This is a genomic window from Nocardia sp. 852002-20019_SCH5090214, from assembly GCF_001665865.1.
GTDB lineage: Bacteria > Actinomycetota > Actinomycetes > Mycobacteriales > Mycobacteriaceae > Nocardia > Nocardia nova.
Genome location: NZ_LZMK01000421.1, coordinates 81,414 through 100,120, shown reverse-complemented (window position 1 = coordinate 100,120; position 18,707 = coordinate 81,414). Strand labels below are relative to the sequence as shown.

Here is an 18,707-nt window from a genome sequence, read left to right as displayed (position 1 = left end):
GAGAGGTGACGGTCCGGTGGGCCACTACAAGAGCAACGTTCGTGATCTGGAGTTCAACCTGTTCGAGGTGTACGGCCTGGAGACCGTCCTCGATTCGGGGGCGTTCGCCGAACTGGACGGCGAGACCGCACGCACGATGCTGGCCGAGGCCGGCCGCCTGGCCGAAGGGCCGGTGGCCGAGTCGTATGCCGAAACCGACCGCCACCCACCAATTTTCGACAGCGACTCGCACTCGGTACGGATTCCGGAGCCGTTCAAGCGGTCCGTTCGCGCATGGCAGGACGCGCAGTGGTGGCGGGTTGCCAAGAGCGAGGCGATCGGCGGCGTGCCCGCGCCGTCGATGCTCGGCTGGGCGATCAACGAACTGGTCCTCGGCGCCCAGCCCGCGGCCTACATGTACCTGAGCGGCCCGATGATGGCGGACGTCCTCGCCGGCATCGGCACCGAACAGCAGCGGCGATGGGCCGCGCAAGCGGTCGAGCGCAACTGGGGCGCGACGATGGTGCTGACCGAACCGGACGCCGGCTCCGACGTCGGAGCCGGCCGCACCACAGCGACCGAACAGCAGGACGGTTCCTGGCACATCGAGGGCGTCAAGCGGTTCATCACCTCCGGTGACTCCGACGACCTGTTCGAGAACATCTTCCACCTGGTGCTGGCCCGCCCCGAGGGCGCCGGCCCGGGCACCAAGGGCCTGTCGCTGTTCTTCGTGCCGAAATTCCACTTCGACCTCGACACCTGGACCCGGGCGAACGCAACGGTGTCTTCGTCACCAACGTCGAGCACAAAATGGGCCTGAAAGCCTCGGCCACGTGCGAGCTGACCTTCGGCGGGCACGGTATCCCCGCGGTCGGCTACCTGGTGGGCGGCGTCCACAACGGAATCGCCCAGATGTTCGAGGTCATCGAAGAAGCTCGGATGATGGTCGGCACCAAGGCCATCGCGACACTGTCCACCGGATACCTCAACGCACTCGACTACGCGAAAACCCGCGTGCAGGGCAGCGATCCGGCTCGGGCCGCCGACAAGGCGGCACCGAAGGTGACCATCATCCATCACCCCGATGTGCGCCGTTCGCTGATGATGCAGAAGGCCTACGCCGAGGGATTGCGATCGATCTACCTCTACACCGCCGGTCACCAGGATCCGGTGGTCGCCCGGCACATTTCCGGTGCCGACGACGATCTCGCCGCGCGGGTCAACGATCTGCTTCTGCCGATCGTCAAAGGTGTCGGCTCCGAACGCGCCTACCAGTACCTCACCGAATCCCTGCAAACCTTCGGCGGTTCCGGGTACCTCCAGGACTATCCCATCGAGCAGTACATCCGTGATGCCAAGATCGACTCCGTCTACGAAGGCACCACGGCGATCCAAGCTCAGGACTTCTTCTTCCGGAAAATCGCCCGCGACAACGGTATTGCGCTCGCGCACGTACTGGGGCAGGTCCGCGCCACCGCCGAGTCCGATGCCGACCGTGGCCGGTTGAAGAACGAGAAGGTTCTGCTCTCGCACGCCCTCGAGGACGTACAGGAGATCATCGGCAGGCTCACCACCCATCTGCTGGAAGCTGCCGTGGAGCCTCGCGAGGTGTACAAAATCGGCCTGAACGCCGTCCGGCTCCTTCTCGCCGTCGGCGATCTACTGGTGGCCTGGCGCCTCATCGTCGGCGCCGAAACAGCTCTCACCGCAATCGAAGCCGGGCAGAACACCGCGTTCTACGCCGGCAAGGTCGCAGTGGCCTCGTTTTTCGCCAACTCCGCGCTCCCCCATCTCACCGCCGAACTCGCGGTGGTCTCCGCGACGGACGCGACCGTGATGGACCTCGAGGAGGCCGGCTTCTGACCGGCGGCGGGCGGACGCCGGCAGGGGTGTCAGGGATATTCTGACTGGTACCTGCCGGCAGAAGCTGACGAGTAGTCGATGGTCGAGAGCGATCGGTTCAAGACACAGCGTGATGGTGGTGTCGACGTCGTCACGGAGTTGGGCTCTGCGGGTTTCACGGACGCCGAAGAGATCGGACGCGGCGCTTTCGGGCAGGTGTTCCGCTGCACCCAACCGGCGGTGGATCGCACGGTGGCGGTGAAAGTGCTGAGCGGCGAACTCGACGAGAATCGGGCGCGCTTCTTTCGCGAGCAGCGAGCGATGGGGCGGCTGACCGGGCATCCGAACATCGTCGACATGCTCGAAGTCGGCGTGACGGCGACCGGCCGCCCGTACCTGGTGATGCCCTATCACGCTCGCGGATCTCTCGACTCCCGCATCCGCCACGATGGTCCGCTGCCGCTGTCCGATGCGCTGCGGCTCGGGGTGAAGATCGCGGGCGCACTGGAAACCGCGCATCGCGCCGACATCGTGCACCGCGATGTCGAGCCGGGAAACATTCTGATCACCGACTACGGCGAGCCGGCGTTGACCGGCTTCGGTATCGCCCATATCGCCGGTGGCTTCGAGACCTCCACCGGCACGATCAGCGGATCCCCCGCCTTCACCGCACCGGAAGTACTGAGTGGGGCCGCGCCCAGCCGGGCATCGGATGTGTACGGGCTGGCAGCCACGCTCTTCTGTGCCTTGACCGGGCACGCCGCGTTCGAACGCCGCAGCGGTGAACAAGTCGTCGCGCAGCTCCAGCGCATCACCCGGCAGCCGGTTCCGGACCTGCGCGAGCACGGAATTCCCGACGATGTCAGCTCGATCATCGAAGCGGCGATGTCGCACGAACCGTCCGATCGCCCCACCGCGGAGCTACTGGGCGAACAACTGCGCCGGGTGGAACGAAGCCATGGATTCGCAGTCGCCGACATGCCGCCGCGGAGCGAACCGGGTACCGAGAAGCCGTCCGGGACCCGACCGCCGGATGTCGCGGGAAACGGTACCGGCAGCCTCCCGCTCGAATTGACCAGCTTCATCGATCGGCGCTCCGAGGTGACCACGCTCGAGAACCTGCTGACCGGGTCACGGTTGGTCACCCTGACCGGAACCGGCGGAGTGGGCAAATCCCGGCTCGCACTGCGGATCGCACACCAGCTCAGGCCGGATTTCAGCGACGGGGTGTGGCTGGCCGAGCTGGCCGACCTGCGCGACGCCACCGCGGTTGTCGATGTCGTCGCCGCCACCCTCGGTCTGCGGAACTGGGGCCCGGAGCCCACGCTGGATGTCCTCGTCCGGTACCTGTCCTCCCGCGATCTGCTGTTGCTGCTCGACAATTGCGAACACGTGATCGACGCCGTGACGACACTGACGGAATCGCTGTTGCGCGCCTGCCCGCATATCCGCATCCTGGCCACCAGCCGCGAGGCACTGAGTGCCGCGGGCGAATCGGTGTTCGCGGTGCCACCGCTGCAGGTTTCGGCTCCGGCGGGCAGGACGGCTCGCCGCACAGCGCGCGAGGACGCCGTCACGCTGTTCGCCGCACGAGGGGCAACGGCCGTCCCCGGATTCGATGTCACCGACCGCAACACCGACACCGTTGCCCGGATATGCGCCCGGTTGGACGGATTGCCACTGGCGATCGAACTCGCCGCGGCTCGGCTCCGGACCATGTCCCCCGAACAGATCCTCTCCCGACTCGACGATCGCTACGCGCTGCTCACCCGCGGGAGTCGAAGCGCCCCGAAACGCCAGCAGACCCTGCAGTACTGCATCGGCTGGAGCTACGACCTGTGCACCGGGTCCGAGCAACGCCTGTGGAACCAGCTGTCGATATTCGCGGGCGGGTTCGAACTCGATGCCGCCGAACAGGTCTGCGGCCCCGGCCTCGGCGACGCCGAACTACTCGACGCCGTGGCCGCGCTGGTGGACAAGTCGATTCTGATCCGCGAAGACACCGACGGAACCGTTCGCTTCCGCATGCTCGAAACCATCCAGGAGTACGGCAGAAGCAGGGCGCGAGACGACGGTGAAGACGCCGAACTCGACCGCCGCCAACGGGATTGGTGCGAGCAACTGGTACTGGCAGCGGAAGGAGATTGGGTGGGCCCACGGCAGCTGCAGTGGGTCGGGCGACTGGAACGGGAACTGCCGAATCTGCGGAAGGCATTGACGTTCAGCGTGTCCGAGGGGGCCGAGAGCGCATTGCGGATGACCGCTGCTCTCTACCCCTTCTGGACGATAAGAGGGCGACTCACCGAGGGGCGCCGGTGGCTCGAGCACGCGTTGATCCATACCCCCCACATACAGACCGTCGACCGAGCCAGAGTGCTCTACCAAGCCGTCGAGACAGCCGCGATCCAAACCGACTTGCCGGCCGTCCACGACACAATCGCGCAACTCGAAAGTCTGGCCGGACACATCACCGACCCTCTCGTCACCGCCCTGCTCGCCCACGCCCGAGGATACGAGTGCCTGGCGAGCGGGGACCTGCCTCGTGCGAGCGCCCTACTGACCGATGCCGTCGAAATCTACGCCGACACCGGCGAATCGGGGCTACAACTCGACGCCCAGATCTCGCTCGGATGGTCGTACACACTGCAGAACGACACCGATCGCGCCCTCCCCTATTTCCGCAAAGCTCTCACCGCCGCCGAGTCGGCCGACGAGACCATGCGTCGAGCATGGGCACTGTGGGCCGCGGGATTCACATTGTGGCGACGGAACGAAACCGACGGCGCCACAAGCTATTTGCACGAGGGCATTCGCGCCGCGAGACTACTGGAGGACCCCCTCACCGCCGCGGCTTGCTCGGAAATCCTGGCCTGGCTGGCCGCCGACGTCCGCCATTACCGGCGCGCGGCGGTATTGATGGGTGCCGCCGACGCATTGAGCAGCGTCGCGGGCAGCTCCGCCTTCATGTTTCACGATCTGCTCGCCTACCGTGAAAACTCCGAACGGAGCAGCCGCACGGCGCTGGGATCACGAACCTTCGACACCGCCCGTCGAGAAGGCGCAGCGATGGACTTCGACACGGCGGTGTCCTTCGCCCTCGGCGAGGGATCCGAAACCGCCGGGGCGACAGCACATTCGGGCCGGCAACTGACCAAGCGAGAACGCCAAGTCGCCGACCTCGTCGCCCAGGGATGGACCAACAAGGCGATCGCCGCCGAGCTGGTGATTTCGCAACGCACCGCGGAAGGCCATGTCGAACATATCCTGACCAAACTGGGATTCACCTCGCGCGCCCAGATCGCCGCATGGGTCGCCGGGCAACCGCGGGTGTGAACAGACCACGTCAGCCGCTGCCCGTCGGCGGCTCACGGGTGATTCGTGTCCTCGTGGGGGTCGGGAGTCAGGCGAGCGCCCAGTTCGGGGAAGGTGCGTATCGCCTGCAACGCGGCCGCCAGCTCGGCGACGGTCGCCGGGTCGTCGAGTTCGCCGTCCAGACGCTCCTCGAGCCGGCGCATCCGATAGCGGACGGTGTTCTCGTGGCAGTACAGCGCGCGCCCGGCCTCGGCGGCGGAGGAGCGAGCGTTCAGCCACGCCTCCGCCGTCGTGAGCAAGGTACTGCGATCGTCGTCGGCCATCGTGAGCACGCGACCCAGGACCCGCCTGACGAAACGGCGAGTCGTGTCGAGGTTGCCCATCACGAGTTCGGCCATGGGGGTGTCGGGTAGCTGCCGTACGCCGGTGGCATCGGGTTCGAACGTTTCCACCGCGATTTTCGCGAATCGCAGTGCGCGCGGTGTCCGGTCGAGCCGGCTGTACGGCGGACTCATCCCGACGCGAGCGGACGCGAATTTGGCTATCAGCGAACGAATTTCGTCGGTGCGGCGCCGGCCGCAGGACAGGATGACGATCTCGTGTTCCGGCCCCGCCCGCCACGCGGAGGCCACATCGAGTGCGCGCAGTCGCTCCTCGAGTCCGGGCAGCGCGGGCCGGCCGAGCTCGGGTGTCTCGGCGACGACGACGAGAAACGAACCGTCATAAGGCATATCGAGCAACTTCGCGATTTCCCAGGCGGTGTGGTTCTCGTCGGAAGGACCGTTCAGCAGCGCCGCCACCAGCGCCGAACGCCGCCGATCCGCGAGAATCATGGCCTCACCGACCGCGGCGCGGTAGGACTCGGTGAGCGCGGTCGAATAGTCGTCGGCCATGGCCCAGATGTCGGTGGCGACGTTGAGCAAGGCATCGAGCGAACACTGCCCCGAGGCACGGGCGGAATCGAGCAGTCGCTGCCAGAGAAACGCGGATCCGAGCCGGAAAGCGCGCAATACCTCGGGCAGTGGCGCCCCTTGTCCGGCACGCTCGCGGCCGGTCGAACGCGGTGCCCGAAGCTCCAGCGTCCGGCCGTGCGCCAGCCGATGCAGCATGTACTCGAGGTTCGATCGGGTCGACCGGCGCAGTTCCGCGCGCGGCACCACGCCCGGCTCACGGTAGATCTCGATCTCCTCGACGATGCGGTCGACCAGGTCGTCGGTCAGCTCGTCGAGCCGCCCGGTCAGGCCGTTCGCTATCGGCACGATCAAGGAATCGGGAACGCTGCGGGGCACGATGCGAGGCTACGGCCATGCGGGGCCGGCGAGAATATCGCGGGGCACAGATTTCCCGGCCGTCCACTGTCGCCCGCCATATGGGCCCGGGGCTGTCTGGTGCAGACGATTGTCGACGTGACCAATCTCGCCATCAACCTGAAGGACGCCGCCGGTCAGTTTCCGGACCGTGCCGCGGTCCGCCTCGACGATCAGCTCCTGACCTACGCCGCGTTCGACGATCTGAGCGCTCGCGTGGCCGGGCGGCTGCGTGACCTGGGCGCGCAGCCCGGTGACCGAGTCGCGATGATGCTGCCCAATGTCACTGCCTTCCCGGTCGTCTACTACGGCATTCTGCGGGCCGGCCTGATCGCGGTGCCGATGAATCCCCTCCTGAAGGAACGCGAAGTCCGGCATCACCTCGCCGACTCGGGCGCCCGGATCCTCTTCGCGTGGCATACCGCCGTCCCGGAGGCCACCGCCGGAGCGGCGCAGACGGAGGTGCGCGTTCTCACCGTCGCCGACGACGCTGCGACCGAGTTCGCATCGTGGCCGGACTCGCCGGAAGTAACGGTCCGCGACGACGAGGACACCGCGGTGCTGCTCTACACCTCGGGCACGACCGGCACCCCCAAAGGCGCGCAACTGACCCACGCCAACCTCCGGGCCAATGCCGCCGTCGCCGCACGCACATTGCTCACCGCCACCCCGGACGACGTGATCATGGGCTGCCTGCCCCTGTTCCACGCATTCGGGCAGACGTGCTGCCTCAACGTCGCCGTGCTCAGCGGAGCCACCATCACCCTGGTCCCACGCTTCGACCCGGAGCTGGTGCTGAAGGCGATCGAACGCGACGGCGTCACGATCTTCGAAGGCGTGCCGACGATGTACGTCGCCATGCTCGGCGCGGGCCCCGGCATCGCCGACACCGCGACGTTGCGGCTGTGCCTGTCCGGTGGCGCCGCGCTCCCGGTCGAGGTGCTGCGGGGATTCGAAGAGCGATTCGGCGTTCCCGTCCTCGAAGGGTACGGACTGTCGGAGACCTCGCCGGTCGCCTCGTTCAATCGTGTCGGCGCCGCGCGGCCCGGGTCGATCGGCACCCCGATCGAGGGCGTGCAGATGCGGGTCGTCGATGCCGACGGCAACGACGTCGCGCCCGGTGAGGCCGGCGAAATCGCCATCCGCGGCCACAATGTCATGAGCGGCTACTGGGATCGGCCCACGGCTACCGCCGAGGCGATCAGGGACGGCTGGTTCCACACCGGCGATATGGCGAAACAGGACGCGGACGGCTACTTCTACATCCTCGACCGCAAGAAGGACCTGATCATCCGGGGCGGTTTCAACGTCTACCCGCGCGAGATCGAAGAGGTCCTCTACGAACATCCGGCCGTCCTCGAGGCCGCGGTGCTCGGCGTGCCCCACGAGACCCACGGCGAGGAAGTAGCCGCCGTGGTCGCGCTCGTGCCGGGTGCCGAAGCGACCGCCGACGACGTGCGCGAGTACGTCAAGGCCCGCGTGGCGGCCTACAAGTATCCACGCCAGGTGTGGCTGGTCGATGCCCTGCCCAAGGGGCCGACAGGCAAGATCCTCAAACGCGAAATCGTTGTCCCGCAAGGATTGTGAGGACGAGCTCGCCGGCCCCGAGGCGAGGGAGACTCCCGGCTCGGTGTCGTCCTAGCTCAGGGTCTTCAGCGCGGCCGCATCGTAGGCCTTCAGTTCGTCGATCCGGCCGCCCAGCACCTTGGCAGCCCATTCCGGGTCCTGCAGCAGGGCCCGGCCGACGGCGACCAGGTCGAACTCGTCGCGTTCCAGGCGGTCGAGGAGGTTGTCGAGGCTGCCGAGTTCGGCGCCGCGGCCCGTGAAGGCGTGGAGGAAGTCGCCGTCGAGACCGACCGAGCCGACGGTGATGGTGGGTTTGCCGGTGAGCTTCTTGGTCCACCCGGCCAGGTTCAGGTCCGAACCCTCGAACTCCGGGAGCCAGTACCGGCGGGTGGAGGCATGGAAGGCATCGACACCGGCGGCGGCCAGCGGCGCCAGGATCGCGTCGAGTTCCTGCGGGGTCTCGGCGAGCCGCGCGTCGTAGGCCTCCTGCTTCCACTGCGAGAAGCGGAAGATCACCGGGAAGCCGGGCGACACGGCCGCGCGGACCGCGGCGATGATCTCGGTCGCGAACCTGGTGCGCGCCAAGGGATCCCCACCGTAGGCATCGGTACGGCGGTTCGTGCGCGCCCACAGGAACTGGTCGATCAGGTAGCCGTGGGCGCCGTGCAGTTCGACCCCGTCGAAACCGATGCGCTCGGCGGCCGCGGCAGCCTCGGCGAAGGCGGCGACGACGTCGTCGAGGTCGCGCTGGGTCATCGCCGCACCGGTCCCCTCGGTACCGTCGACGCGGATGCCGGAGGGACCCATGGCCGGGGCCTCGGGGTAGGGCTGTTCGCCGTGGTTGCGGACCATGCCGATGTGCCACAGTTGCGGCACGATCGTGCCGCCCGCCGCGTGCACGTCCGCGGCGACCTTCGCCCAGCCCGCCAACTGCTCGGCACCGTGGAACCGCGGTACCCGATCGCTCTGACCGGCCGACGCGTGGCCGACGTAGGTCCCCTCGGTAACGATCAGACCGACACCGGCGGCAGCCCGGCGCGCGTAGTAGGACCGCACGTCGTCGCCGGGAATGCCGCCCGGGGAGAACATGCGCGTCATCGGCGCCATCACGATGCGGTTGGGGATGGTCAGGCCGTTCAGGGACACGGGCCGGGACAGGATCTCCGCTGCGCGGGAGACGTCGGACGCGGTGACGGGCACAGGTTGCTCCTCGTAGAAACTTGACAACTTTGATGGTTGATAACCTCAAGCAATTTCCACGGTAGGGGTGAATAGTTGAGATGGTCAAGTTTCGGGACGTAGGATGAATTGCATGGCAGAGGTTCAGCACATCGACACAGCCCAGCTCATGGAGCTGCTCTCGGTGTCGCTGGGCGTCTACTACAGCGACTTCACGGCCGCCGCGGCGAGTGAGAACCTCACGGCGAGCCAGGGCAAGACCTTGACGGTGCTGCGCAGGGGTCCCGCCGCGATGCGCACCCTGGCCGAGATACTGGCGTGTGACGCGTCCAACGTCACCGGGATCATCGACCGGCTGGAGAAGCGGGGTCTCGTGCGGCGGGAGGCCAGCGCATCCGACCGTCGCGTGACGAATCTGGTCATCACCTCCGAGGGCGAGCGTGCCGTCGACGCGATCCGCGCGACGATGCACCGGACCCGGGAAGGCCTGAGCAGGCTCAGCGACGAGGACCGAGCCCACCTGTACACGCTCCTGGAACGGGCTTTCGTCCAGCCCTGACGCCCGACAAGGCCGGGGCTCGACGTTCCAACCCGTTGCGCTGCAGTTACTTTGCCGAGGGCGCGGGCTGGTCGACAGCCGTGAAAGCCGGACGTGGGCGTCATCGAACACTGTTCGACCAGTCCCGTTTCCGCGAGAAACGCGCCACCGCAGCGTTTTTCACCCCTGAGCGGGGTGTCGCGCCCGGTCCGTGGACGAAACGCGACACCCGCAGAGCGTTACTTCTGAGGGGCGGTGAGGGTGTTGTACATCTGGACCAGAGAGACCACCGCGGCGGGGCCGCCGATGGCGACCGTGCCGATCGCGGCACCGAGCGCCGCACCGGAGATGGCTCCAGCGATACAGCCTCCCGGTGCGCCGGCGAAGAACAGCGGCGGCATCAGCGCGGTGCCGACCACCGCACCGGCCACACAGCCGCCGGCGAGACCGATCGCGGTACCCAGGAGGACACCGAGGCCGGAGGCCAGGCCGACCTGGTTGGCGGCCACACCGAGCGCAGCGTTGAAGTCGTCCTGGGAGAAGATCGGTTTCGCCTCGGGCTGCGTCGAGGCGACGGCGTCGGCAGGGTTACGACTGGGGGTGAGCGTCGCGGTGCGGCCATCGGCATCGATCTGCGCGGCGATGGGCCAGTCCTTGTGATCGAGCCGATAGGTCAGCGGCATGCCGAAGGCGAGATTGCCGTTGCCGTCGAGCAATTCGAACTGGTTTCCGCGAGTGGTCAGGCGGCCCGCATCGGTGCGCAGCACTACCGACTGGTCGACCACGTTGGCGGTGTAGTGAATTCCGGGGGCGACGTCGGTGCTGATCGTCGCGTCGGGTTTACCGGCCGCCGGGTCGGACGGCGACGGCGTGTCGGCGTATGCGGTACCGGCGGAGACCGTCAGCGCGGCGATCGCGATCGCGGAGGTGGCGGCGAACTTCTTCATGGTCTTCATCAGTTGTCCTTCTTCGTGAGCACGAATGCCCACGAGTCGAAAAGTGGCGAGGGAAACGACAGTGGCGGACTATCTTTTCTGCCCGCGAGCAAAGGCCTGGCGGCGAGCAGGAAACAGCTACATGGCAATGACAGATCCCGGCCGATGATCCCGGAGGAAAACAGCCGTGCACATTCCCATCCGATAGCGCCGCATCACAATCGCAGCGATACAGATGATCAGATCGACCGCACCGAAGTAAAGTATTGAATAACCACTTGTGGGAATATTCGCCGCAGGCCACCGTCCATTGCCCGCGATACGAATCTGTCGGTACGAGAAAGGTCGGTTGCCCAGCGGTCGCGCCGAACCGATAACCGGTCAGGCCGCTACCACAACCGGCAATGGGAAAGGAGGGCCGCGACGAGAAATCGCGCCCCGCAGCAGAATCGCGCCCCGCTGATCAGCGGCGTACGGCACACCGGAGAGGGGGTCGTCGAGGGCAGGGCGGGGCGAAAACGTCGACAGCAGAGTCCACACGAGCCCGGCCACCGCGCGATACAACCGCTCGGCCGCCGCAATGAGCAGGGCACACAGCATCGTGGCGGCCGCGTGCGCGGCGAGCATGATCCATCCCCCGTCGCAGCCGCTGATCTCGGATGGATGCGAAGGTCGCGGCGGCTCCGTCGATGCCGATGCCGTGTGGCCGAGCAACTGCCCCAGGGCCAGCATCCCGAACAACCGCAACCGGCCGCGGCCGGCCGAGGAACCCACTGCCGCACCGACTACGCCACTGACCAGCAACACGAGCATAAGCGCAGCAGAATTCGGAGAGTCCCCTTCGATACCGTGCGCCGCGAAAGCCACTATTCCGCATGCGACGCCGGCCACGCCACCATAAATTCGATTACCCGGCCGCATCATTGCATAGACCTCGCGACCGCCCTGTCCGATGACAACGACGATGTGTCGGCAACACAGACGAGCGATATTTCATCGGCGACCTTCACCACAATCGGAACCAACCAGGCGGAACGCAAGCACTATAACCGCGAAGACGGAAAGATGAGAAATCCGAGCAGTCTCGACGGAATGCGTTTCCAGCTCAATCGGCGAAACGTTGATCCGGACGTGAAAGTGGCGTTGGTGCGATACGTCTGTTTTTTCCGATCTGTCCTGTAAATCCCTTTATCGGCAACCGCGGACCCCGACGGAAATGATCCTGCGGCTCTCGAGTCGCGCCGCGGGCACACCAGTCGGCAGCGAGTCTTGCCAGAATGCGCCGTGAACTTGCCAGAAATCGGAAGTGTTGGCGTCTAACGTTTTTCGTGCGCCCAGGGGTGGTCGCGGCGGGCACACTGATCGCGGATCCGCAAGCAGGAGGGGAGATCCGCGCTCAGGCCGGAGCTGTAGCTTGAAGCCGTTCTTCGGCCGGCCGCGCGAAAGGGAACTTCTCTTGGATTCGGAGTATCAGTGGGAGGAGGAATCGTCGGCATCCGCCGAGACACTCGCCGAGCGGATGGAGTACTGGCACCACTACCTGCGGAGTCGGCAAGGGTCGGTGGGATTGGCGTTCGGCGACGACGCCGACGACTTCACCTGGTCGACCACCGCGCAGCGAGTCGGCCGGATGCAGATCGTGCGCTTCGATTCCGATCCCGTGCACTACCGCCGCACCGGACGAGATGTGCGCAGCGACGGCGACGACAGCTACCGGTTGCTGCTACCGCTGCGCGGGGAATTCAAGTTCGCGCAGGGTTATTCCGCGGAAGTCGTCACTCCCGGAACATTGGCATTCTTCCAGTGGGGTGCGCCGCTGGTGATGCGTCAGGACGAGCCACTGCGAGCGCTGATCATGACCGTCCCGGAGACGTCGGTGGATCTCTCCCGCGCCAGGAACGCTCCCCTCGCACTCGACGGACGTCGGCCCTTGGTGCGATCGCTGGTGCGCCAGATCGGTGAGCTTCACGCCGGTCACGGAGACTGGACCGCAGTGGATTTCGCGGTCGCGTACTCCAGCGCCCTCGTGTTGCTCGACGGTGTGCTCAACCACGATCACACGCACGTCGCTGGGGGCGGAAAATACGCGAATCTGGCTGCCCGTGCACGCGAGATCATGGAAATACACTGCGGTGACAGCAGACTGACCCCGGACGCCGTCGCCGGCCTGTGCGGTTGCTCGCGCCGGACGCTGCACAGCGCCCTCACCGAGGCGACCGGTCTGGCCCCGGCGGCACTGCTGCGCACGATTCGTCTCGACCGCGCGCGGCAGCGCTTGTCGTCTCCCCTGCCGGTGGACATGGACACGGTCGCGCACCACACCGGGTTCACCACCACACGCCGGTTCCGCGAAGCCTTCCAGCGCCGGTACGGCCGGAGCCCGGAGCAGATGCGCGCCGAGCTGTACGGGTCGTAGCGGAGTCCCGCCGACGCAAGCCGTGTCGTCACCCGAAACCCTTGACCTGCAGCGGGGTTGAGGTATCACACTGGGGCGGTGACCGACTATCTGCTGCGCCCGATCGGATCCGTCGAATCCGAACTCACGGACCTCGCTACCGCACCGCGCCAGCCCGACGAAGGCGCCCCGCCGGCCTGGATCGTGCTCGACGACCGCTACGCCGAGGCGCTGGAGGGCCTCGAGCCCGGGATGGACCTCGTTCTGCTGACCTGGCTCGACCGCGCCGACCGGGACACCCTGACCCTCCATCCCCGGGGCGACACGAGTCGTCCGCTCAGCGGGGTGTTCAGCACGCGCGCACCACACCGCCCGAACCCGATCGGGCTGCACGAGGTCCGGATCCTCTCCATCTCCGGCGCCCGGATCCGCGTCGCTCACCTGGAAGCCTTCGACGGCACCCCGGTCCTCGACATCAAGCCCGTGCTCGCGGCGTCCGCGGCGAACCGGTGAGAGGAGATACGCCCTGCGGTCAGTCGTTGTCGCAGAGCGCTTTCAAGGTCCGCGGGACTTCCTCGGCCGGTAGATAGCATCCGGTCTGCTCGAAACCGCCGATCGTGTGGGTGCTGTAGTCGCCGTAGCCGATACGGAGGAAGTCGTCGCCGCTGAGGCCGTGCACGGTCCAGTCGAAGGCCACCCGGGCCCGGGCGACGAGGGTGCGCAGCGCCATCAGGTGATAGCCGCGCGTGACGAATTGTGCTGGGATGCCGCGCAATCCGATCTTCAGCGGGCGCGCCACCGCATCGGCGCCGCCGAGGTCGACCACCAACCCGAGGTCCTGGTGCCGGTACGGCGTCGGCCGCTCGCCACGAAGCGCGGCCACCAGATTCTTGCCGAGGTGACGTCCCTGCCGCATGGCGTGCTGCGCGGTGGGAGCGCACACCGCGCCCGCACCGGCGGTCAGATCGGGTACCGCGGCCGCATCGCCGCAGGCCCATACACCGGTGAGCCCCGGCACGGTGAAATCGGCTGCCGCGACGATGCGGCCCTTCTCCGTCGCCGCACCGAGGTGTCCGGCGAGAGGGCTGGGGACCACACCGGCGGTCCACAGCACCGTCCGCGTCGGGATGAACCGGCCGTTGGTGAGCTGAACCCCGTGGGCGGTAACCTCTTTCGCCGACGTACCGGTGATCAGTTCGATGCCGCGTTCGGCCAGATTCCGTTTGGCCTGTTCCCCCAGTCGCTGCCCGAGTTCGGGCATGATCCGATCGCCGTGGGTGACCAGATGCCAGCGCACCATGCCGGATTCCAGCTTCGGGAAATACCGGCGCGCGGCGGCCCGGGTGACCTTGTTCAGCACCGCCGCGGTCTCGGTACCGGCGTAACCGGCGCCGATGGTGACGAAGTTCAGCCGCTCCCGGTCTTCCTCCTCGCCGCCGCGCACGGCGGCGACATCCAACTGCTGCAGGACGTGGTCACGCAGGAACATGGCCTCGGCGAGCGTCTTCATCCCGAATCCGTACTCGTCCAGTCCGGGCACATCGAGGACGCGAGTGATACTGCCCGGCACCAGCACCAGATGGTCGTAGTCGAGAGCGCTGTCGGCGCCGGCGGATCCGCGCACGACGACCTGCCGGGTATCCGGATGCACCCCGATCGCCATCCCCGGCACCACCTCGGTGCGGCGCAACACCCGCCGCAGCGACACCGTGATCGATCGCGGATTCAGCACACCCGAGGCGACCTGCGGCAGCAGCGGCAGATAGAGCAGCCCCGCATCCGGTGTCACGAGCTGGATGAACGCCTCGTCGGAGCTGAGATGACGTTCCAGGTAACGGGCACATTCGACGCCGGAGAAACCACCGCCGATGATCACGATCTTCGCGGGACTCACGAATTCACTCTACTGATCGCGACCGAAGACGCAGGCCGCGTTCGGCGGCCGGGCCGATGCGGTGGCAGCGGCGAAAGTCGAATCGGCCCAAGGCATCAGCGGCACCGGGTAGTTGCCAGTGGTTCGCCCGCTATGCCGTGGCGTCCGGAACCGGGAACTGGCCGGCGTTGCGGGCCGAATGCTTCGGCGCCAATTGCACGCCGGCGAGTCCGGTCCAGCACAGACTGGCGGTCGTGGCGATGGCCTCGTGTTTGGGCAGGGGTTTGCCGGTGGCCACCCAGTCCCGCGCGCACGACTGAGCGATGGCGACCAGCTCGGCCGTGATCAGCCAGCCGTGCTCGGCGCGCGGTAGCGGATGCGGTGCCAGCGCCTGCGCGAGCGTGTCGATACAGATGGTGGCGGCCTGATGGGCGATGCGTTGCGCCGACGGTTCGTCGGCCACGGCGGCGCCGGCCAGCAGAGCCGCACTGCGTGGCCGGGTGTCGGCGAAGTCGAACACCGCTGCTACCGACGCCTCCACGATCGATCGCATGCCCTCGGCGGGTTCGAGTGCGGCGGTGAGCGTCTCCTCCAGTTCCTGCATCGCCTCGTGCAGAACGGCCAGATACAGTTCCAGCTTGCTCGAGAACGACTTGTACAGGACCGGCTTGCTGATCCCGGCCCGGCAGGCGATCTCCTCCATGCCCGCGGCCCGATACCCACACGCGGCGAACAAACCCCCCGCCGCGGCCAGGATCACCCGCCGACGCCGCTGCCTGGCCTGCGTCATCTGTCTGTCCACCTGGCACCTCCTCCGCTCACGGTACCGACGCCCGGGTCCGCCACAACCGCCGCCCGCACGATCGGCGGATTACCGCGTGCCGCATTCGGGTCGCTCACCGGCCGATTGCCGGGTGGGCGGCGGACGCATGTAACCTTTCCTCCCAGGAACTCGCACCTGAGGCGGGTTCACCCCAGCCTGGTGTGGTCAGAAGGGAGATACCGATGGGTAAGCGTGGGCGTAAGAAGCGCAGCCGCCGTAAGAATGCGGCCAACCACGGCAAGCGGCCCAACTCCTGAGCCGTTGCGCCGTGCGCCCCGGGACCGCCCAGCGGACTCGGTGCACTGCTGAAGACGACAATGCGGCACGCCATCACGGATGGCGTGCCGCATTCGCGTTTCCGGTCAGGACTCGCGTTCGACCCGGGTTTCGGTGACGGTGATCGACCGCCGGATGTCGAGAGTGAGCCGCTCGCGCAGCGATTCGGGGGCACGGTCCCCACCGCATTTGCGGCTCAGCAGGCGCTTGAGCTTCTCCTCCAGACCGTATGCCTCGATACACGGCGAGCAATGGTCCATGTGGTGCTGCAATCGCGCCCGCGTGGCATCGTCGCATTCACCGTCGAGAATCAGCCAGACGTCGGTGAGAACCGCCGAACAGTCCAGTTCCATCTCGTCCCCGGCGCCCCGATCCTCGTGCTCGTGCCCACTGGTGCTCACTGGGTTACCTCCTGACGCGCCCCGTTGCCCGTTCGGTTCCGGTCGAACCCCCGCTCGTGCGCGACATCGGCCAACAGCCCCTTGAGCTGTTTGCGCCCGCGGTGCAGCCGGGACATGACGGTGCCGATCGGAGTCCCCATGATGTCGGCAATCTCCTTGTAGGGGAAGCCCTCCACGTCGGCGTAGTACACCGCCATCCGGAATTCCTCCGGCAGCGACTGCAGTGCCGCCTTGATGTCGTCGTCGGGCAGCGCCTCCAGCGCCTCCATCTCCGCCGAGCGCAGACCGGTGGAGGTGTGCTCGGCCGTCGCGGCGAGCTGCCAGTCGGTGATCTCGTCGGTGGGGTACTGCGCGGGCTGGCGCTGCTTCTTGCGATACGAGTTGATGTAGGTGTTGGTCAGGATCCGATACAGCCAGGCCCGCAGGTTGGTGCCCTCCCGGAAGGACCGGAAACCCTGATAGGCCTTGGCGAAGGTCTCCTGCACCAGATCCTCGGCGTCGGCCGGGTTGCGGGTCATCCGCAGGGCCGCACCGTAGAGCTGATCCAGCAGCGGCAGCGCGTCCCGCTCGAAGCGCCGCGCGAGTTCGGCCTCGTCGGCCGTGGAACGCACGGTCGAATCGTCGTCGCTGTCCGCGTCCTCGGCGTCGCGAGCGTCGGAATCCTCGGACGTGAGGTCGTCGTCCACCGGGTCGTCGGGGATCTCGATATCCTCCGGTCGGGAACCGCCCGCGGTGTCACCGCGGGGGCGATCGGCCGCCAGTTCGTCGTCGCTCGTCACGGAAGTCCCTTCGGTCGCCGTAGCATCTGAATCTACCGCGCGCGAGGGTCGCCGATCGAACCCGGTGTCCGGGATCATGATGTCGATCAGCGGGTACGACAGCGAGTCGCCGGTCGTTACCGGGCGTTCGTCGACGAGGACGGTCACCGGCATCTCCTTCGAACTTTTCCGATCTCGAGCGGCTGCGAAGGCAGCTGCGCTGTGCTGGCGGAACAGTGCAACATGCGGGGCCTCCACTGTGTTCCCACGGCCGCGTCACACCCGGCGAAACGCGATTGCCGGGGATGAACCGGCGCCGCTAGGGTGGCCGGCATGGCCGCATCGACACCCGCGATCCGGGCGCTGACCCAGGCGAAGGTGCCCCATGCGGTGCATTCCTATCCCCACGATCCGCGCAACGATTCCTACGGCGACGAGGCCGTCACCGCCCTGTCGGAGCGGGTGGGTGTGACGGCCGCGCAGATCTTCAAGACGCTGATCATCGAACTGTCGACCGGCACCCCCGCGGTCGCGGTGCTTCCGGTTCCGCACTCGCTGGCGTTGAAGGCGGCGGCCGCGGCTCTGGGCGCGCCCAAGGCGGCCATGGCCGACAAGGCGAAGGCCCAGCGCGTCACCGGTTACGTGCTGGGCGGCGTGTCGCCGCTGGGGCAGAAGCGCGCACTCCCCACCGTGGTGGACGAATCCGCCCTGATCTGGGATCGCATCCTCGTGAGCGCCGGGAAGCGCGGCCTCGAGATCGAACTCGCGCCCGCGGAGTTGATCCGGTTGACCGGCGCGGTCACAGCGCCCGTCATCGCCTGATTTCTCGCATTCGCCGAGATCCGACCACCCTCATCGGAAATATTTGTGTGTAACAACTAGTTGGTGTATACAAATAGTTGATTGATGCAAGTAGTTTTCGGCCCGGTATGCGGCCGATCGGGTGGAAACGGAGGTCCGACATGGACAGCGAGCAGGTGATCGATCAGATCGCCCAGCAGCTGATTCGCCTGGGGCGGATCCGGGAGCGGACCAACGCCCAGGTGGCAGCGGCATCGCACGGCGACATCGATCTCTCGGCCTACCGCATCATCTTCCGCCTGCTCTGCGACGGCCCGATGCGCTCCGGCGCGCTGGCCGAGGCGATGTACTCCGACGCGTCCACGATCAGCCGCCAGGTGGCGGCCTTGGTCAAGCGCGGCCTGTTGCGCCGCGAGGCCGATCCCAGCGACGGCCGCGCCAGCGTCCTGATCGTCACCGACGCCGGCAAGGAAATGGCCGCCCACCTGCGCGTGCGGCGCAACGAGATGATCGGGCGCATCCTGACCGACTGGAACGACCCCGACCGCGAGCTGTTCGCGGTCCTGCTGCACCGCTTCGTCGACGACTACGAAGCCGCGCGACCGGCGATACTCACCCTCCCCTCCCCCACGGAAGGCCCTGCGACGGAGAAGAATTCGTGACGACAACCACCACCCCGGCCGCGGCCGGCACCGCACCGAACGCCGCGGGTTTCACCCACC

General features: G+C 67.1%; 17 protein-coding genes and 1 pseudogene. 10 read left to right on the top strand and 8 right to left on the bottom strand.

What is annotated here, in order from left to right; translation table 11 throughout:
• Nucleotides 1–16: 16 nt before the first annotated feature.
• Together A5780_RS36600 and A5780_RS36595 are read left to right on the top strand one after the other, a co-directional pair.
• Nucleotides 17–1,842 (top strand): annotated as a pseudogene (locus tag A5780_RS36600) (acyl-CoA dehydrogenase).
• Between the two features lie 78 nt (nucleotides 1,843–1,920).
• Nucleotides 1,921–5,154, top strand: a complete 3,234-nt coding sequence (locus A5780_RS36595) for a protein kinase (protein WP_064911297.1) — start codon at nucleotides 1,921–1,923, stop codon at nucleotides 5,152–5,154.
• A gap of 32 nt (nucleotides 5,155–5,186) precedes the next feature.
• Here the strand turns inward: A5780_RS36595 and A5780_RS36590 are convergent, their stop codons facing one another.
• Nucleotides 5,187–6,422, bottom strand: a complete 1,236-nt coding sequence (locus A5780_RS36590; RefSeq protein ID WP_064911296.1) for a CdaR family transcriptional regulator — start codon at nucleotides 6,420–6,422, stop codon at nucleotides 5,187–5,189.
• Nucleotides 6,423–6,539: 117 nt separating this feature from the next.
• Between A5780_RS36590 and A5780_RS36585 the strand changes: the two genes are divergently transcribed.
• A complete protein-coding gene (locus tag A5780_RS36585) occupies nucleotides 6,540–8,027 on the top strand; it encodes a long-chain fatty acid--CoA ligase (protein WP_064911315.1) in 1,488 nt (495 codons plus the stop codon).
• Nucleotides 8,028–8,078: 51 nt separating this feature from the next.
• On the opposite strand, the gene A5780_RS36580 is transcribed toward A5780_RS36585, so the two are convergent.
• Nucleotides 8,079–9,206, bottom strand: a complete 1,128-nt coding sequence (locus A5780_RS36580; RefSeq protein ID WP_063010721.1) for an NADH:flavin oxidoreductase — start codon at nucleotides 9,204–9,206, stop codon at nucleotides 8,079–8,081.
• A gap of 112 nt (nucleotides 9,207–9,318) precedes the next feature.
• Between A5780_RS36580 and A5780_RS36575 the strand changes: the two genes are divergently transcribed.
• Nucleotides 9,319–9,744, top strand: a complete 426-nt coding sequence (locus tag A5780_RS36575; protein WP_063010723.1) for a MarR family winged helix-turn-helix transcriptional regulator — start codon at nucleotides 9,319–9,321, stop codon at nucleotides 9,742–9,744.
• A 218-nt stretch (nucleotides 9,745–9,962) separates the two neighbouring features.
• Here A5780_RS36575 and A5780_RS36570 read toward each other — a convergent pair whose 3' ends face one another.
• On the bottom strand, nucleotides 9,963–10,679 hold the full coding sequence (locus A5780_RS36570) for a hypothetical protein (RefSeq protein ID WP_146098629.1): 717 nt from the start codon (nucleotides 10,677–10,679) through the stop codon (nucleotides 9,963–9,965).
• A gap of 360 nt (nucleotides 10,680–11,039) precedes the next feature.
• Nucleotides 11,040–11,285, bottom strand: coding sequence for a hypothetical protein (locus A5780_RS40495; protein ID WP_146098630.1), 246 nt, complete (start codon nucleotides 11,283–11,285; stop codon nucleotides 11,040–11,042).
• 75 nt (nucleotides 11,286–11,360) lie between these two features.
• Here A5780_RS40495 and A5780_RS36560 point away from each other — a divergent pair, with 75 nt between their 5' ends.
• The 3 genes from A5780_RS36560 to tsaA all read left to right on the top strand — a co-directional run bounded on the left by A5780_RS36560 (nucleotide 11,361) and on the right by tsaA (nucleotide 13,566).
• Nucleotides 11,361–11,840, top strand: a complete 480-nt coding sequence (locus A5780_RS36560; RefSeq protein ID WP_146098631.1) for a hypothetical protein — start codon at nucleotides 11,361–11,363, stop codon at nucleotides 11,838–11,840.
• Between the two features lie 274 nt (nucleotides 11,841–12,114).
• Entirely contained in the window at nucleotides 12,115–13,074 is a 960-nt protein-coding gene (locus tag A5780_RS36555; RefSeq protein ID WP_063010731.1) for an AraC family transcriptional regulator, read from the top strand.
• Nucleotides 13,075–13,152: 78 nt separating this feature from the next.
• Nucleotides 13,153–13,566, top strand: coding sequence for a tRNA (N6-threonylcarbamoyladenosine(37)-N6)-methyltransferase TrmO (gene tsaA / locus A5780_RS36550; protein ID WP_063010733.1), 414 nt, complete (start codon nucleotides 13,153–13,155; stop codon nucleotides 13,564–13,566).
• Nucleotides 13,567–13,585: 19 nt separating this feature from the next.
• On the opposite strand, the gene A5780_RS36545 is transcribed toward tsaA, so the two are convergent.
• Complete coding sequence (locus A5780_RS36545; RefSeq protein WP_064903427.1) at nucleotides 13,586–14,947, bottom strand: NAD(P)/FAD-dependent oxidoreductase; 1,362 nt, start codon at nucleotides 14,945–14,947, stop codon at nucleotides 13,586–13,588.
• A 130-nt stretch (nucleotides 14,948–15,077) separates the two neighbouring features.
• On the bottom strand, nucleotides 15,078–15,728 hold the full coding sequence (locus tag A5780_RS36540; protein WP_082976926.1) for a TetR/AcrR family transcriptional regulator: 651 nt from the start codon (nucleotides 15,726–15,728) through the stop codon (nucleotides 15,078–15,080).
• A gap of 203 nt (nucleotides 15,729–15,931) precedes the next feature.
• On the opposite strand from A5780_RS36540, the gene A5780_RS43330 reads away from it, so the two are divergent.
• Complete coding sequence (locus A5780_RS43330; protein WP_369801531.1) at nucleotides 15,932–16,006, top strand: 50S ribosomal protein bL37; 75 nt, start codon at nucleotides 15,932–15,934, stop codon at nucleotides 16,004–16,006.
• 105 nt (nucleotides 16,007–16,111) lie between these two features.
• Here A5780_RS43330 and rsrA read toward each other — a convergent pair whose 3' ends face one another.
• Together rsrA and A5780_RS36530 are read right to left on the bottom strand one after the other, a co-directional pair.
• Entirely contained in the window at nucleotides 16,112–16,378 is a 267-nt protein-coding gene (rsrA, locus tag A5780_RS36535) for a mycothiol system anti-sigma-R factor (protein ID WP_030515050.1), read from the bottom strand.
• Nucleotides 16,379–16,422: 44 nt separating this feature from the next.
• Nucleotides 16,423–17,037 (bottom strand): sigma-70 family RNA polymerase sigma factor, encoded by a 615-nt coding sequence (locus tag A5780_RS36530; protein WP_036504644.1) that lies wholly within the window; start codon nucleotides 17,035–17,037, stop codon nucleotides 16,423–16,425.
• Between the two features lie 471 nt (nucleotides 17,038–17,508).
• Here A5780_RS36530 and ybaK point away from each other — a divergent pair, with 471 nt between their 5' ends.
• Entirely contained in the window at nucleotides 17,509–18,006 is a 498-nt protein-coding gene (ybaK, locus tag A5780_RS36525; protein ID WP_064911294.1) for a Cys-tRNA(Pro) deacylase, read from the top strand.
• Between the two features lie 140 nt (nucleotides 18,007–18,146).
• Entirely contained in the window at nucleotides 18,147–18,647 is a 501-nt protein-coding gene (locus A5780_RS36520) for a MarR family winged helix-turn-helix transcriptional regulator (RefSeq protein WP_063010740.1), read from the top strand.
• Nucleotides 18,648–18,707: the final 60 nt, after the last annotated feature.